Origin of the sequence: Azohydromonas lata NBRC 102462 (genome assembly GCF_001571085.1) — a bacterium.
GTDB lineage: Bacteria > Pseudomonadota > Gammaproteobacteria > Burkholderiales > Burkholderiaceae_C > Azohydromonas > Azohydromonas lata.
On record NZ_BCTC01000083.1, the window covers coordinates 14,202 to 29,251 of the forward strand.

A 15,050-nucleotide genomic window follows, 5' to 3' on the forward strand; every position below is an offset into this window, starting at 1 on the left:
GTCAACACCGGTCACATCCACCCATGTCTCCCGGTCGCCGCCGGCCCTACCGTGCGCGTTGCAGTGGCAGCTCCGACACAACCCACGGGAGAAGCGCATGGCGCAGGGCATGGCGAAGGTCAAACGCAGCGGGCTGGCCGCTGCGGCAGTGGTACTGGTGGCCCTGGCCGCCCTTCTGGTCTGGCACTTCTCCGGCACGCGGCCGGGCGGCGCGGCGCCCACGGCCCTCGCCGACCCGGACGCGCCCTTCACCGCGCTGGAGTGCAAGCCCCGCCTCTTCGACGACCGCCCCGCCCTGGCCGTCGTCTTCACCCAGCCGGTGGACGGCAGGCAGAACCTCAACGAGGCCCTGCGCGTGGTGGACCTGGGCCCGGCCGCCGCGGACGGCGACACCCAGGAGCGCGGCGCCGAGCAGCCCGCCGCGTCCGCCCCCGGCACGCCGCCCGCGGGCTCGGCCCCCGCGGGCAAGCTGCTGCAGGGCGCCTGGGTCGTGGGCGACAACCCGCGCATCGCCTACTTCCCCTACGTCCAGCCGCAGCGGCGCTTCCACATCGAGGTGGCCGACACGCTCAAGGCGCAGGACGGGCGGCGCATCGCCGCCGCCCACGCCTGCGACGTCGCCAGCGAGGCCATGCCGCCCTCCTTCTTCTTCGCCAGCCGCGGCGTGGTGCTGCCCGCGGGCCAGAACGGCGGGCTGCCGGTGGTGACCGTCAACGTGCCGGAGGTGGACATCCAGTTCCTGCGCGTGCTGCCGGAGCAGTTGCCCAAGTTCCTGGAGCGCGTGGCCGGCGCCCGCAAGAACGTGCGCGGTGAAGGCAGCGACGAGAACGGCGCCGGCCAGGAGGAGGAAGAAGACCCCTACCGCTACGACGACGGCAACAACCGCCGCCTGCAGGGCCTGGTGGGCGGCTGGCAACTGGACGAGCTGCGCAACCAGGCCCAAAGCGTGCACCTGGGCCGCTACGCCACCGACGACCAGCCCAACCGCCGCCACGTGAGCTTCATCCCCGTGGAAGGCCTCAAGGAGCTGCAGGAGCCCGGCATCTACATCGCCGTGATGAGCCAGCCCGGCCGCTTCGCCCAGGAGTACCAGACGACCTACTTCTACGTCAGCGACATCGGCCTGATGGCGCGGCGTTACGCGCGGGGGCTGGACGCCTTCGCCAGCTCGCTCAAGTCCGGCGAGGCCCAGCGCGGCGTGGTGTTCGAGCTGCTGGACGAGAACGGCCGCAGCTTGGGCCGCGCCGAGGGCGACGGCGACGGGCATGGCCATTTCGAGGACGCGCCGGAATCCGCGGCCGTGCTCGTGGCCCGCCGCGGCGAAGGCGCCAAGGGCGCCATGAGCGTGCTGGCGCTGCGCGCGCCGGGGCTGGACCTGTCGGAGTTCGACGTCGGCGGCCACCCCTCGCGCAACACCAAGCTGTTCGTGTGGGCCGGGCGTGACCTCTACCGCCCCGGCGAGCGCTTCGACGTTTCCGTGCTGGTGCGCGACGCGGACGGCAAGCCGCTGCCGCCGCAGCCGCTCACCGCCACGCTGAAGCGGCCGGATGGCCGCAGCGTCAGCACCACCGCCTGGAAGCCGAATGAGAAATTCCCCGGCTACCTGAGCCACGCCGTGGTGCTGCCGCCGGATGCGCCCACCGGCGCCTGGCAACTGGAGCTGCGCGCCGACCCCGGCGCCAAGCGGGCGGACGCGGCCTGGAAATTCCAGGTCGAGGAGTTCCTGCCCGAGCGCATGAAGCTGGAGCTGAACACCGCCCGCCCGGTGCTGCTGCCGGGGAATGATTTCGACGTGGCCGTGCGCGGCGACTACCTCTTCGGCGCCCCGGCCGCCGGCAACCGGCTGCTGGTGGCCGCCGCCACCTCGCGCCAGCGCCATGCCCTGCCGCAACAGTGGCCCGGCTTCGTGTTCGGCGACTTCAACGACGACGGCCAGGCCAAGCGCCAGGAAGTAGGCGACCAGGAGCTGGACGCCCAGGGCCGCACCCGCGTGAGCCTGCCGCTGCCGGACATGAAGCTGGACTCGCCCATGCTGGTGCGCGGCAGTTTCAGCCTGCTCGAAAGCGGCGGGCGGCCCGTGGTGCGCTCCATCGAGCGCGTGCTCTGGCCGGCGCCCAAGCTGCTGGCGGTGCGGCCCCTCTTCGACCGCGACGTCGCGCCGGACAACGCCCAGGCCAGCTTCGAGCTGACGCGCCTGGATGCGAACGGAAAGCCGCAGCCGCTCAAGAAAGCCGCCCTGCGCCTGGTGCGCGAGGACCGCCAGTGGTACTGGCGCCATGACGACCAGCGCGGCTGGACCTCCGGCTACACGGAGACGGACGAGCTGATCGAGTCCGGCGCCGTGGCCGTCGCCACCCAGGGCGACCGCAGCCGCGTTTCGCTGCCCGTGCGCTGGGGCCGCTACCGCCTGGAGGTGGACGACCCCGAGACCGGCCTCACCCTGCGCTACCGCTTCCACGCCGGCTGGGGCGCGCAGGAGTCCGAAGACCTGGGCAACCGCCCCGATCGCGTGCAGTTGAAGCTGGCCCAGGCGCCGCTCAAGGCCGGCGAGCGGGCGCGGCTGACCATCACCCCGCCGCACGACGGCACGGCGCTGGTCACCGTGGAGGGCGACAAGCTGCTGTGGAGCCAGCGCGTGGACGTGCGCGCGGCCGGCACGGACATCGCCATTCCCGTGGACGCGGCCTGGGCGCGGCATGACCTCTACGTCGCCGTCACCGCGCTGCGGCCGGGCAGCCAGGGCGAGCGCGTGACGCCCGCGCGGGCCGTCGGCCTCATCCACCTGCCGCTGGCCCGCACGGAGCGGCGGTTGAAAGTGGCGCTGCAGGCGCCGGCCAAGGTGCTGCCGGAAAAGCGCGCCACGGTGCGGGTGAAGGCCGAGGGGCTCGGCGGGCAGGCGGCGCTGGTGACCTTGTCGGCCGTGGACGTGGGCATCCTCAACATCACGCGCTTTCCCACGCCGGACCCGCTGGACTTCTTCTTCGGCAAGCACCGCTACGGCGCCGAGCAGCTCGACCTCTACGGCCGCCTGATCGAGAAGATGGAAGGCAGCACCGCCAGGCTGCGCTGGGGCGGCGACGCCAGCCTGCGCGACAGCAAGAGCCTGCCCAAGAAGGTGAAGCTGGTGGACCTGTTCAGCGGCCCGGTCCAGCTCAACGCCCAGGGCGAGGCGGACATTCCCGTGGACGTGCCGGACTTCAACGGCACGCTGCGGCTGATGGCGGTGGTGGCCACGGCCGACCGCTTCGGCAAGGCGGACGCGGAGATGGTGTCGGCCGCGCCCATCGTCGCCGAGCTGGCCACGCCGCGCTTCATCTCGCCCGGCGACAGCGCCTTCATCGCACTGGACGTGACGAACCTGAGCGGCGCGCCGCAGGACCTCCAGGTCAGCCTGCAGGGCGCCGAGCCCGTGCGCGTGGGCGGCAGCGAGCAGTCGCTGTCGCTGAAACACCAGCAGCGCGTGACGCTGCGTTTTCCGGTGGAGGCGACGGACGCTTACGGCCTGGGCCGGCTGCGGCTGCAGGTGGCGAGCGCCAGCGGCCTCCGCATCGCGCGCGAGTCCGGGCTGCAGGTACAGCCGGCCGTGCCGCTGGAGACGGAAGTGCGCCGCCTGCGCGTGGCGCCGGGCGAGTCGCTCAAGCTGGAGGCGAACCTGCTGGAGCGCTTCCACAAGGGCTCGGCCACGCTGTCCCTGGCCGTGTCGGACAAGCCGCCGCTCAACGTGCGCCAGCTCGTCCAGGGGCTGCTGGACTACCCCTACGGCTGCCTGGAGCAGACCACCAGCGCGGCCTACCCGCACCTCTTCATCGACGAGGTGCAGGCCCAGGCGCTGGGTTTGAAAGCCCGCACGCGCGAGGAGCGCACGGCCTTCGTCGAAGGCGCCCTGGGCCGCCTGGCCGGCCTGCAAAAGGCCAACGGCGGGTTCACCTTGTGGGGCGACGGCGCTTATGAAACCTGGCTCTCGGCCTACGTGATGGGCTTCATGCAGGACGCGCGCGAGCAGGGTTTCGCGGTGCCGGACGCCTTCTACCGCAAGGCGCAAGGCTGGCTGCTGCAGGAGCTGCAACAGGCGCCCAACCGCTTCCCGCAACTGCCGGCGCCCTTGCAGGCCGCGTTGGGTGCGAGCGCGGCGCGGCCGGCGGCCTCGGCGGCCAGCGCCGCGATGGACCGCGGCCTGAGCAGCCGCGACCTGGCCCTGCTGCGCGACAGCCACCAGCGCTTCGCGGAGCTGGCGCACGTGGGCTACATCCTGGCGCGCGACCAGAAGGCGCCGCTGGCCATGCTGCGCTACCTGCACGACCAGCAGCGGCTGAAGGCCCGCTCGCCGCTGCCGCTGGTGCACCTGGCCATCGCCTTGAAACTCATGGGCGACGAGGCGCGCTCGCAGGCCGCCTTGGACGACGCCCTGCGCCGCCCCTACGGCCTGCCCGGCGCCCGCGATGCGTGGTATTTCGAATGGCTCGGCGACTACGGCACCCCCGTGCGCGACGCCGCGCTGGCCTACGCGCTGCTGGCGCGGCACGAGATCAAGGCGGCGCGGCGCGACAACCTGCTCTTCGACGCGGCGGACCGATTGAATGGGCGCCCTTACCTCTCCACGCAGGAGCGGCTGTCGCTGTTCCTGGCCGCGCGCGCGGCCGGGCTCACCGGCGGTGGCGGCAGCGGCGACGGCTGGCAGGCGCAGTTGAGCGTGGGCGAGGCGGTGCAGGCGCTGGCCTCCAAGGGCGTGGAGCAGCGCAGCCTGGACGCGGCGGCGCTGGCGCGCGGCGTGTCGCTGGCCAACCGGCATGCGCAGCCGCTGCTGGTGGAGGTGCAGGCCTCCGGCTACCCGGTGAAGGCCCCGGCGCCGCGCGACACGGACATCGAGCTCAAGCGCGACTGGTTCGACGCGCAGGGCCAGCCGCTGGCGGCCGGGCGGGCGCTGCGCGTGGGCGACCTCGTGATCGTGCGCGTGCGGGCACGCGCGTCGCGGACGTTGGAGAACGGCCTGATCGTGGACCGCGTGCCGGCCGGCATGGAGGTGGAGAACCTCAACCTGTCGCAGGGCCCCAAGGCCGAGGAGTTCAGCATCGAGGGCGTGAACGTGGCCGCCGCCATGGCCGACGGCCGCTTGAAGCACCGCGAGTACCGCGACGACCGCTACGTGGCCGCGGCGCGGCTGGACCGCGAGTGGCTGCCGGTCTTCTACATGCTGCGCGTGGTCAGCCCCGGCCGCTTCGTGGTGCCCGCCCCCTTCGCCGAGGACATGTACCGGCCGGAGCTGCGCGGCGTGGGAGCGGACGGCGGCACGGTGCTGATCGAGGACCCGCGGGGGGCTGCGGGGCAGTGAGGGCGTGCGGGTTGGAGGCCGTGAGGACGATGCGGACAAAAGGCCATGAGATGCCCGCCGTGAGCCGGTGCCGACCGCCTCCTGCTTCGTCATGCCCGCGAAAGCGGGCATCCACGCCAGCCGGGGTGCTGGCGCGCCGACGCCACCCCTGGGCGATGCCGTTCGAAAGCCACACCCCGGTGTTCGTGGATGCCCGCTTTCGCGGGCATGACGAAGTAGTAGGGGAGCCTCGCCGGCTTGCGGCCGGCGCCCAGGACGCTTCCCGAACCGCAGTGCGCCTTCGCGGGGATGGCGAAGTCTCGGTGGAGGCTCATCGGCTCACGGCGGGCGGCAAAGCGCCATGAGCCGACTGCGCCGCCTCGAACTCGCCCTGGCCGCCCTGCTCGCCGTGCTGCTGGCGCTCGATCTGGCCTTCCCGCCGCCCATCCCCCGCGACGCCCCCGGCGCCGTGGTCGCCGCGCGCGACGGCACGCCGCTGCGCACCTGGCCGGACGCCGACGGCATCTGGCGCCAGCCCGTCACGCCGCAGAACGTCTCCCCGCTCTACCTGCAAGCCGTGCTCGGCTACGAGGACCGCTGGTTTCACCTCCACCCCGGCGTCAACCTGGTCGCCTTGGCGCGCGCGGCGGCGCAGTGGCTGCGGCATGGGCGCATCGTCTCCGGCGGCTCCACGCTGACCATGCAGGTCGCGCGCCTCCTGGACCCGCCGCCGCCCGGCGCCGGCAGCCGCAGCCTGCGCGCCAAGCTGCGCCAGATGGCCCGCGCACTGCAACTGGAGCTGCGCCTGTCCAAGCGCGAGATCCTGACGCTGTACCTCAACCGCGCCCCCATGGGCGGCATCGTCCAGGGCGTGGAGATGGCCAGCCGCGGCTACCTGGGCCGCCCCGCGCTGCACCTGAGCGCGGCGGAAGCCGCCCTGCTGGCCGCGCTGCCCCAGGCGCCCTCGCGGCTGCGCCCGGACCGCGACCCCGCCGCCGCCAAAGCCGCGCGCGACAAGGTGCTGCAGCGGCTGCTGGACGCGGGCGTCTGGGATGCTCGAACCGTCGCCGACGCCCGCATGGAAAAGGTCGCCGTGCAGCCGCTGCGCGCGCAGTGGCTGGCGCCGCTGGCGGCCGAGCGCGTGCGCACCCAGGCTCGCGCCGCCGCAAAGGCCGCCAGGCCAGGCGCCGCCGCCACCGTGCTGCGCACCACGCTGTCGGCCGAGCTGCAGGCGGGCGTGGAGCGGCTGCTGCTGGACCGGGTCGATGCGCTGCCGCCGCGCGTGTCCATGGCCGTGCTGGTCATGGACAACGACACGCTGGAGCTGCTGGCCTACGCCGGCTCGGCCGACTTCACCGACCCGCGCCGTGCCGCGCACGTGGACATGGCGCGCGGCGTGCGCTCGCCGGGATCGACGCTCAAACCCTTTCTCTACGCGCTGGCGCTGGACGAGGGGCTGATCCACTCCGAAAGCCTGCTGGTGGATGCGCCGCAAAACTTCGGCGGCTACGCGCCGGGCAACTTCCAGGCGTCCTTCAGCGGGCCGGTGAGCGTGGCCGAGGCACTGCAGAAGTCGCTCAACGTGCCGGCGGTGGACCTGCTGGAGCGGCTGACGCCGCAGCGCCTGGCCGCCGTGCTGCGCGCAGGCGGCTTGAAGTTGCGCATGGCGCCGGGGGCGGAGCCGAACCTCAGCCTCATCCTGGGCGGTGCGGGCACCACGCTGGAGGAGCTCGTGGGCGCCTACCGCGCGCTGGCGCGCGGCGGCCTGTCCGGCCTGCCGCGGCTCACGCCCGGCGCGCCGCGCGTGGAGGCGCGGCTGATGAGCGCGGGGGCGGCCTTCATCGTCCGCGACATCCTGGAAGGCGGCGGCCATCCCGAGCGGCCCTTCACCGAAGGCACGCGGCGCCTGGCCTGGAAGACGGGCACCAGCTTCGGTTTCCGGGACGCCTGGGCCGTGGGCGTGACAGACCAGCACACGGTGGGCGTCTGGGTGGGCCGGCCGGACGGCACGCCCAACCCGGGCTTCTTCGGCGCCAACACCGCCGCGCCGCTGCTGCAGGACATCGTGGCCCTGCTGCCGGAGGCCGAGGCGCCGACCGGCCAACGCACGCCCCCGCCCGGCGTGGCGCCGCTGCGCAGTTGCTGGCCGCTGGGCCTGAGCGCGCAGGCCACGGCGCCACGCCACTGCCTGGTGCAGCGCACGGGCTGGATGCTGGACGGCGCCGCGCCGCCCACCCTGCCGGACCGCGAGCGCAGCGGCGGCCTGCTTGGGCCGGGCTGCGCGGACAGCAGCGACGGCACCCCCGTGGCACGCTGGCCGCTGGCGCTGGCGCCCTGGGTGCAGGGCAGCGCGGGCGATTGCGGTGACGGCGGCAGCGCGCTGCGCATCGCCGGGCTGGAAGCCGGCACCGTGCTCAAACCCGTGCCGGGGCGCGCGGCGGTGGAGCTGAGCGTTTCGGCCCAGGGCGACGTGCCCGCGCGCGAGCCGCTGTACTGGCTGCTGGACGGCGTGCAGCAGCAGCGCAGCCGCGTGGGCGAAACCGTGACGCTGCGCCTGGAGCAGCCCGGCACGCACACGCTCACGGTGCTGGATGGCCAGGGGCGCTGGCAGCGCGTGGCGTTTCGCGTGAGCCGCTGAGCGCGGCGGGCCGGCAGGCGCCGTCCACGCCGCGCCCGTTAAGCAACCGTTGGTGACCGCATGCCTCATCCCGAGGGACGACAGGCGCCGTGGGCCGGGCTATTGCTAGTGCCGTCTGTACCAGGAGCAGCCCATGGTCGAAGACGGCACGGCATTCCCCACCACGCTTGCACCGCAGCGGCGGCGGCGGTGGCGGTGGCGGACCGCCGCAGCGCTGCTCCTGCCCCTGCTGCTGGCGCACGCCACGGGCTCCACGCAAAACAACACCCCACGCCTGCGGCCGCTGGCGGCCAACGCCCCCGCCCTGGCGCCGGCCTCGCGCATGCCGCCCGCCGCGGCCTCCCGCCATGCCGCCATAGACGCCGTGCTGGCCGCGGACCTGCTGGCCTGGGCCAGCCGGCTCTCAGGCCTGCCCAACCCGCCCGGCGAGGCGCTGCCGCGCTTCATCCCGCTGCCGCAGCGCGAGATCGCCAGGACGGTCTGCGACGACCGCCCCGCGGGCTGCGAGTCGCTGGTGGCCGTGTACGACACCGACCGGCGCCGCATCCTCTACCGCGACACGCTGGACATGCGCGACCCGACGGACCAGTCCTTCATCGTCCACGAGCTGGTGCACCACCTGCAGTTCCTGCAGCGCGGCGAGTCGCTGTTCGCCAGTTGCCAGAGCACCTTGTCCGGCGAGGCCCAGGCCTACCGCGTGCAAAACCTCTACCAGGACCATTTCCGCCAGTGGCAGCGCATGGGCGAGGTGCTGCGCTACATGCACTGCGACGGCAGCGGCGCCGAGCCGGTGGCGCGCTTGATGGGGCTGCCGGGAATGCCCGCGCGGTAAGGGGCCGGGCCGGCGCGGCGGCGCCGGCCGCGCCCTACGCCCCCAGCCGCTGCGCCAGATCGACGAAATCCGACGCCACCACGTCCCAGTCCTGCTCGGGGCCGAGATTCTTCGTCTGCGACGGCCCGTACTCCGTGGGCCGGGGCACGAAAGCGGTGCGCAGCCCTTGCGCGCGGGCGGCCGCCAGGTCGTCGTTGTGCGCGGCGCACAGCATCAGCTCACCCGGCCGCAGGTCCAGCATGTGCGCCGCGCCCAAGTAGGTCTGCGGCAGCGGCTTGTAGGCATGGAAGGTCTCGGCGGAAAAGACCACGTCCCACGGCAGATCCGCATGCTTGGCCATGTTCACCAGCAGCGCCACGTTGCCGTTGGACAGCGTGCCTATGACGTACCGGGACTTCAGGCGCCGCAGCCCTTCGCGCACGTCGGCCCAGGGGTTCAGGCGGTGCCAGACGCGGTTGAGGTGGCAACGGTCCGCCTCGTCCAGGTGCTGCAGGCCGTACTTGGGCAGCAGCTCTTCCAGCGCCTCGCGGTGCAGCGCGTCCAGCACCGTCCAGGGCACGGCGCCGCTGCGCACGCGCTGCATCTGCGGCTGGTAGCGCGCGCGCCAGTCGTCGGCCAGCGCGGCCCAATCGCAGGCGATGCCGCGCTGCGCCCCCCAGGCGCCCAGGTCGGCGGCGATGCTGCCGCGCCAGTCCACCACCGTGCCGAACACGTCGAACACGAGGGCTTGAACTTGCGTCATGACGGTCTCCTCTCGCAGGCGCTGGCGGCCTGGCGCAAACGTGGGGAAACCAGTGTGCCGCAGGCCGCCAGCCCTGCCGGCTTGAAGGCAGGCACCCAAGAAAAAGCCCGCCGGAGGCGGGCTTGATGGCTGAAGGGCGCGGGGCCGATCAGAAGCGGTGGCGGATGCCCACGCCGTAGCTCTTGGCGGTGGTGTAGGTGGCCTTGGCCTCGTCCTTGTCGCTCATGGCGGCGACGTAGACGTCGGTGCGCTTGGACAGGAAGTAGTCGTAGCCCAGGCTGAAGGTCTTCTGGTCCGCGGAGCCGGGCCGGTTGAGCAGGCCGTAGGCGGCCAGCACCTTGCCGTTGCCCAGCGGGATGGCGGCGCTCACGTCGCTGAGCTTGCTCTTGGGCGAGCCGGCCACGGAGCGGTTCTCGACCTGCGTGTGCTGCGCGAACACCTTGACCACGCCGAAGTCATACGTGGCGCCGAGCTGCCACGTGCGGGTGTCGTCCACCTTCAAGGCGGTGGAGATGTCCTTTTCCACGTCCTGGTACACGGCCACGGCGGAGAAGTTGCCGACGTCGTAGTTCAGGCCGGCGCTCACGTTGCGATGGCCCACCTTCTCACCGGCCGCGGCCAGCACGCTGGCCTTGAAGCCGCCCAGCTTGGGCGAGGTGTACAGCACCGAGTCGCTCCAGCCGCTGTCGCCGGTCACCGGCGCCGTGATGGCCGAGGGCAGGAACACGTGGCGCACCGTCGGCGAGAAGGTGTAGGAGTCGCCGAAGGCGTTGTAGACGATGGTCGAGACGAACAGCAGCGTGGTGTTGCGGCCCAACTGCACGGTGCCCAGCGAGGCGCTGCTCAGGCCCACGTAGGCGTTGCGCGCGAAGAAGGCGTCGCCGTTGAAGCGGCCGCTGGCGCCGGTGTCGGCCAGGAAGAAGCCTTCGGCCGCGAACACCGCGGACAGGCCGCCACCCAGCTCTTCCTTGCCGCGCAGGCCCCAGTAGCTGGTGGTCATGCCGCCAGGCTGCATCTTGGTCATGGACTTCGCGCCCGGGTCCTGGTAACGGCCGGCCGACAGGTCCACCAGGCCGTACAGCTGCACCGTGCTCTGCGCCTGCGCGGCACCGGCGCAGGCCATCAACGCGGCCAGAGCCAGGCCGCTGCGAGCAAAAAATTTCTTCATGAAGTCCCTCGGGGGGTAATGGGTTGTGGGGGTTATGGGTAATGCAAGCGCCGACCCGCCACGCAAGCGGCCCGGCCAGGGAACCGCTTCATGCAGTTTGTGTGCCAATTTGCGTGCACCGTAACGGGTCGCGTGTATACGATTTTCGAGGCTGCGGATTGCACGGCCCTTGCGCTAAGTCGTCAGGGCTTGAGATCGGCCGCCTTGATGGCCGGCGCCCAATCCGAGACCTGGTGGGCCACGAAAGCGGCGAAGGGTTCGCCGCCGGGCTTGGCCGGCGTGATGCCCAGTTCGGCGAAGCGCTTGACGGTGGCCGGGTCGGCCACGATGTCGGCCAACGCCTTGGAGAGCTTGTCCACCACGTCCTTGGGCAGCCCGGCCGGGCCGGAGACGCCGAAGTAGTTCTCCGCCACCAGTTGCGGCAGGCCCAGCTCGGTGACGCTGGGCACGTCGGGCAGCAGCGGCGAGCGCTCGCGCGTGCTCACGGCCAGGGCCTTGATCTGCCCGGCCTTGACCATGGGAACGAAGGCGGTGATGACGTCTATGCCCAGCGGGATGGTGCCGGCGATGAGGTCCGTGGTCATGGGCGCGCCGCCGCGGTAGGGCACGTGCGTCATCTGCAGCTTCATGGCGGCCTTGGTCATCTCGCCCACGATGTGGCCGATGGAGCCCGGGCCGCCGCTGCCGAAGGTGTAGCCCGGCGCGGCCGCGGCCTTGGGCAAGTCTTTGAGCGAGGCGGGCCCGCTCTTGGGATTGGCCATGAACAGCACCGGCGCCACGCCCAACAGCGCCACGTGCGTGAACTGCTTGACCGGGTCGTAGGGCTGGCGCGGCACGGCCCACGGGCCGATCGAGAGCGGCGTGGAGTTGGACAGAAGCAGCGTGTAGCCGTCGGCCGGCGCGCGCGCCACCTCCGACCCGCCAATCGTGCCGCCGGCACCGGGCTTGTTGTCCACCACCACCGGCTGGCCAAGCGCGTGGGCCAGCGGATCGGCAATGGCGCGCGCGACGATGTCGCTGGCGCCGCCGGCGGCAAAGGTCACCACCAGCCGCACGGGCTTCTCCGGCCACGCGGCCTGCGCCGCGCCGGCCTGCAGGCCCAGCAGCAGCGTGCACGCGAGCACGGCACGACGACGCATCTTCAACATGGCTTGTCCTCCATCACAACGGAAGCCGCCCTTGACGCAAGGCATGCGCCAGCAACGTTGAACGGCCGGATCAGGAACCGCGGTAGGTGCTGTAGCTCCAGGGGCTCACCAGCAGCGGCACGTGGTAGTGCGAGGCCGGATCGGCAATGCCGAAGTCCAGCGGCACCTCGTCGATGAAGGGCACCGCGGGCAACTCCGTGCCGCGGGCGCGGAAATACGGCGCCACCGAGAACACCAGGCGGTAGCGGCCGGCCTGCAGCGCATCGCCCTCCAGCAGCGGGCCGCCGCCGCGGCCGTCGGCGTCCAGCGTGAGGCGGCGCAGCTCCTGCGTGCCGCCTTCAGGCAGCAGCCGCAACAGCGTCACCTGCATGCCCGCGGCGGGGCAGCCGTTGGCGGTATCGAGCACGTGGGTGCTGAGTTTTCCCATGGTTGTCGTCCTGGCTGATGATTGAAAGGCCCTGAGGGCTGCGCCGGCTCCTGCCGGCTTGCCGTGGTGCGCAGCGCACCGCCCTGGCGCATGGCAAATCGCAATTGGTGCATACCATCATGCTGCGGGTTTGCACGCTGCGAATGCACGCCAAACTGTATACACTTTGGCGCACAGACCGCAAGCACTGATGTGGTGACGGCCTACACTTCGCCGCATCAGAACAACCTTTTTCGAGACGCCATGCCACGCAGCCGCAGCCCGCTACAGCTCGTCGCCCCCGCCGCCCAGGCCAAGGCGGCGGCGTCCGCCCAACCGTCCGCGCGCAGCGAGGCCAGCGCCACGCAGCGCATCGCCGAGTCCATCACCACGGCCATCGTGGAGCGGCGGCTCATGCCCGGCACCAAGCTGGCCGAGCAGCAGATTGCCGACATCTTCAAGGTCTCGCGCACCCTCGTGCGCCAGGCCCTGAACCAGCTCAGCCGCGACCGCCTGGTGACGCTGGAGCCCGCGCGCGGCGCCTTCGTCGCGCAGCCCAGCGTGGACGAGGCGCGCCAGGTGTTCGAGGTGCGCAAGATGCTCGAAGGCGCCATGCTCAGGCAGTTGTGCACGCGCATCACCGACGCGCAGCTCGCCGAGCTGCGCGCCCACCTCAAGGCCGAGCGCACCGCCGTCACGCGCACCGACGTGACCGGCCGCACCCGGCTGCTGGCGGACTTCCACGTCATCCTGGCGCGCATGCTGGGCAACGAGGTGCTGGCGCAGATGCTCACGGACCTGCTCTCGCGCAGCTCGCTCATCAGCCTGATGTACCAGAGCTCGCATTCGGCCGAGCACTCGCAGGCCGAGCACGTGGCCATCGTGGACGCGCTGGAGCGCCGCGACGCGCGCGCGGCCGTCAAGCTCGTGGAGCAGCACCTGGGCAACGTCGAGCGCAACCTGCGCCTGAACCCGCGCGCCAGCGACCTCGCGCTGGCGCTGCAGCCGCTGGAGTGACGGCCCGGCCCGCTTCAGCCTCCCGTCCCTCGCCCAAGGCCCGCCGCCCCCGCGGCGGGCAGACACACCCCCTAAAGCAAAGGCAGTACGAGACATGAGCACGAACCGCTACCCCCGCGACCTGGCCGGTTACGGCCGCAACGCCCCGCATGCGCGCTGGCCCGGCCATGCCCGCGTGGCGGTGCAGTTCGTCCTCAACTACGAGGAAGGCGGCGAGAACTCCGTGCTGCACGGCGACGCCGGCAGCGAGCAGTTCCTCTCCGAGATGTTCAACCCCGCGGCCTACCCCGCGCGGCACCTCTCCATGGAAGGCGTCTACGAGTACGGCTCGCGCGTGGGCGTGTGGCGCATCCTGCGCGAGTTCGAGCGCCGCGGCCTGCCGCTGACCATCTTCGGCGTGGGCATGGCGCTGCAGCGCTGCCCCGAGGTCACCGCCGCCTTCGTGGAGCTGGGCCACGAGATCGCCTGCCACGGCTGGCGCTGGATCCACTACCAGAACCTGGACGAGGCCACCGAGCGCGAGCACATGCGCTTGGGCATGGAAGCCATCGAGAAGCTCACCGGCGAGCGCGCCCTGGGCTGGTACACCGGCCGCGACAGCCCAAACACCCGCCGCCTGGTGGCCGACTACGGCGGCTTCGAGTACGACAGCGACTACTACGGCGACGACCTGCCCTTCTGGCTGCAGGTGAGAAAGACCGACGGCGAGCTGGCGCCGCAGTTGATCGTCCCTTACACGCTGGACTGCAACGACATGCGCTTCGCGCTGCCGCAAGGCTTCAGCCACGGCGACGAGTTCTTCGAATACCTGCGCGACGCCTTCGACGTGCACTACGCCGAGGGCGACGAGCGCCCAAGCATGATGAGCATCGGCATGCACTGCCGGCTGCTGGGCCGCCCGGGGCGCATGCGCGCGCTGCAGCGCTTCCTGGACCACGTGCAGCAGCACGAGCGCGTGTGGGTCGCGCGCCGCGTGGACATCGCCCGCCACTGGAAGGCCTACCACCCCTTCGACGCGGCCACGGCCTTCGTGTGGGAGTGAACGCCATGCTGACGCTGGACATCCTCAACGCCGCCTCGCAGGCGCAGTTCACCGAGCTGCTGGACGGCACCTACGAGCACTCGCCCTGGATCGCCGAAAAGGCCTGGCACCGCCGCCCCTTCGCCAGCCTCGCGCACCTGAAACGCGCGCTGGTGGAGGTGCTGCAGGAAGCCGGGCGCGAGGCGCAACTGGGCCTCATCCGCGCCCACCCGGAGCTCGCCGGCAAGGCCATGGTGGCCCAGTCGCTCACGGCCGAGTCCACCAACGAGCAGGGCAAGGCGGGCCTGACCGACTGCACGCCCGCGGAATTCGACAAGCTGCAGCGCCTGAACGCCGACTACAACGCCAAGTTCGGCTGGCCCTTCATCCTGGCCGTGCGCGGGCCGCGCGGCGCGGGGCTCAACCGCTGGCAGATCATCGAGACCTTCGAGCGGCGCTTGATGAACCACCCGGACTTCGAGTTCGCCGAGGCGCTGCGCAACATCCACCGCATCGCCGAGATACGGCTGAACGACAAGTTCGGCTTCACGCCCACCATGGGCAACCTGGTGTGGGACTGGGCCGAATCGCTGGCCGAGCTCAGCGAGTTGCCCGACGCGCTCACCGTCACGTACCTGACCGAGCCGCACCGCGCCTGCGCCGCGCGCCTGGCCGAGTGGATGCGCGAGGGCTGCGGCTTCGACGAGGTGACGATTGACGCCGTGGGCAACGTGGTGGGCATCTACCACGGCAGCGACCCGCAGGCCAAG

General features: G+C 71.9%; 10 protein-coding genes. 6 read left to right on the top strand and 4 right to left on the bottom strand.

Features of this window, described 5'->3' with window-relative positions:
- Positions 1–109: 109 nt before the first annotated feature.
- The 3 genes from ALA01S_RS22605 (at position 110) to ALA01S_RS22615 (ending at position 8,778) form a co-directional block, all read left to right on the top strand.
- Entirely contained in the window at positions 110–5,329 is a 5,220-nt protein-coding gene (locus ALA01S_RS22605; protein ID WP_084267828.1) for an alpha-2-macroglobulin family protein, read from the top strand.
- Between the two features lie 340 nt (positions 5,330–5,669).
- Complete coding sequence (pbpC, locus tag ALA01S_RS22610; RefSeq protein WP_066341352.1) at positions 5,670–7,946, top strand: penicillin-binding protein 1C; 2,277 nt, start codon at positions 5,670–5,672, stop codon at positions 7,944–7,946.
- Between the two features lie 133 nt (positions 7,947–8,079).
- Complete coding sequence (locus ALA01S_RS22615; RefSeq protein ID WP_066341354.1) at positions 8,080–8,778, top strand: DUF6647 family protein; 699 nt, start codon at positions 8,080–8,082, stop codon at positions 8,776–8,778.
- 34 nt (positions 8,779–8,812) lie between these two features.
- On the opposite strand, the gene ALA01S_RS22620 is transcribed toward ALA01S_RS22615, so the two are convergent.
- The 4 genes from ALA01S_RS22620 to uraH form a co-directional block, all read right to left on the bottom strand.
- On the bottom strand, positions 8,813–9,520 hold the full coding sequence (locus ALA01S_RS22620; RefSeq protein WP_066341355.1) for a haloacid dehalogenase type II: 708 nt from the start codon (positions 9,518–9,520) through the stop codon (positions 8,813–8,815).
- 148 nt (positions 9,521–9,668) lie between these two features.
- Entirely contained in the window at positions 9,669–10,688 is a 1,020-nt protein-coding gene (locus ALA01S_RS22625; protein ID WP_066341357.1) for a porin, read from the bottom strand.
- A gap of 182 nt (positions 10,689–10,870) precedes the next feature.
- On the bottom strand, positions 10,871–11,836 hold the full coding sequence (locus tag ALA01S_RS22630) for a Bug family tripartite tricarboxylate transporter substrate binding protein (RefSeq protein ID WP_238455903.1): 966 nt from the start codon (positions 11,834–11,836) through the stop codon (positions 10,871–10,873).
- Positions 11,837–11,906: 70 nt separating this feature from the next.
- The gene (gene uraH, locus ALA01S_RS22635; RefSeq protein ID WP_066341359.1) at positions 11,907–12,263 is read right to left on the bottom strand and encodes a hydroxyisourate hydrolase; all 357 of its coding nucleotides are present in this window, start codon (positions 12,261–12,263) and stop codon (positions 11,907–11,909) included.
- Positions 12,264–12,506: 243 nt separating this feature from the next.
- On the opposite strand from uraH, the gene ALA01S_RS22640 reads away from it, so the two are divergent.
- The 3 genes from ALA01S_RS22640 to uraD form a co-directional block, all read left to right on the top strand.
- Positions 12,507–13,259 carry a GntR family transcriptional regulator gene (locus ALA01S_RS22640; protein WP_066341360.1) on the top strand — a complete coding sequence of 251 codons (753 nt, stop codon included), beginning with the start codon at positions 12,507–12,509 and terminating at the stop codon, positions 13,257–13,259.
- A 94-nt stretch (positions 13,260–13,353) separates the two neighbouring features.
- Positions 13,354–14,301 carry an allantoinase PuuE gene (gene puuE / locus ALA01S_RS22645; protein WP_066341362.1) on the top strand — a complete coding sequence of 316 codons (948 nt, stop codon included), beginning with the start codon at positions 13,354–13,356 and terminating at the stop codon, positions 14,299–14,301.
- A 5-nt stretch (positions 14,302–14,306) separates the two neighbouring features.
- Positions 14,307–15,050 (top strand): 2-oxo-4-hydroxy-4-carboxy-5-ureidoimidazoline decarboxylase (uraD, locus tag ALA01S_RS22650; protein ID WP_084267829.1); only part of this gene is annotated, 744 nt, incomplete at its 3' end.

Coding starts and splice junctions, on each gene's coding strand:
- ALA01S_RS22605 (WP_084267828.1), top strand. CDS start 110: ATGGCGAAGGTCAAACGCAGCGGGCTGGCCGCTGCGGCAGTGGTACTG.
- pbpC (WP_066341352.1), top strand. CDS start 5,670: ATGAGCCGACTGCGCCGCCTCGAACTCGCCCTGGCCGCCCTGCTCGCC.
- ALA01S_RS22615 (WP_066341354.1), top strand. CDS start 8,080: ATGGTCGAAGACGGCACGGCATTCCCCACCACGCTTGCACCGCAGCGG.
- ALA01S_RS22620 (WP_066341355.1), bottom strand. CDS start 9,520: ATGACGCAAGTTCAAGCCCTCGTGTTCGACGTGTTCGGCACGGTGGTG.
- ALA01S_RS22625 (WP_066341357.1), bottom strand. CDS start 10,688: ATGAAGAAATTTTTTGCTCGCAGCGGCCTGGCTCTGGCCGCGTTGATG.
- ALA01S_RS22630 (WP_238455903.1), bottom strand. CDS start 11,836: ATGTTGAAGATGCGTCGTCGTGCCGTGCTCGCGTGCACGCTGCTGCTG.
- uraH (WP_066341359.1), bottom strand. CDS start 12,263: ATGGGAAAACTCAGCACCCACGTGCTCGATACCGCCAACGGCTGCCCC.
- ALA01S_RS22640 (WP_066341360.1), top strand. CDS start 12,507: ATGCCACGCAGCCGCAGCCCGCTACAGCTCGTCGCCCCCGCCGCCCAG.
- puuE (WP_066341362.1), top strand. CDS start 13,354: ATGAGCACGAACCGCTACCCCCGCGACCTGGCCGGTTACGGCCGCAAC.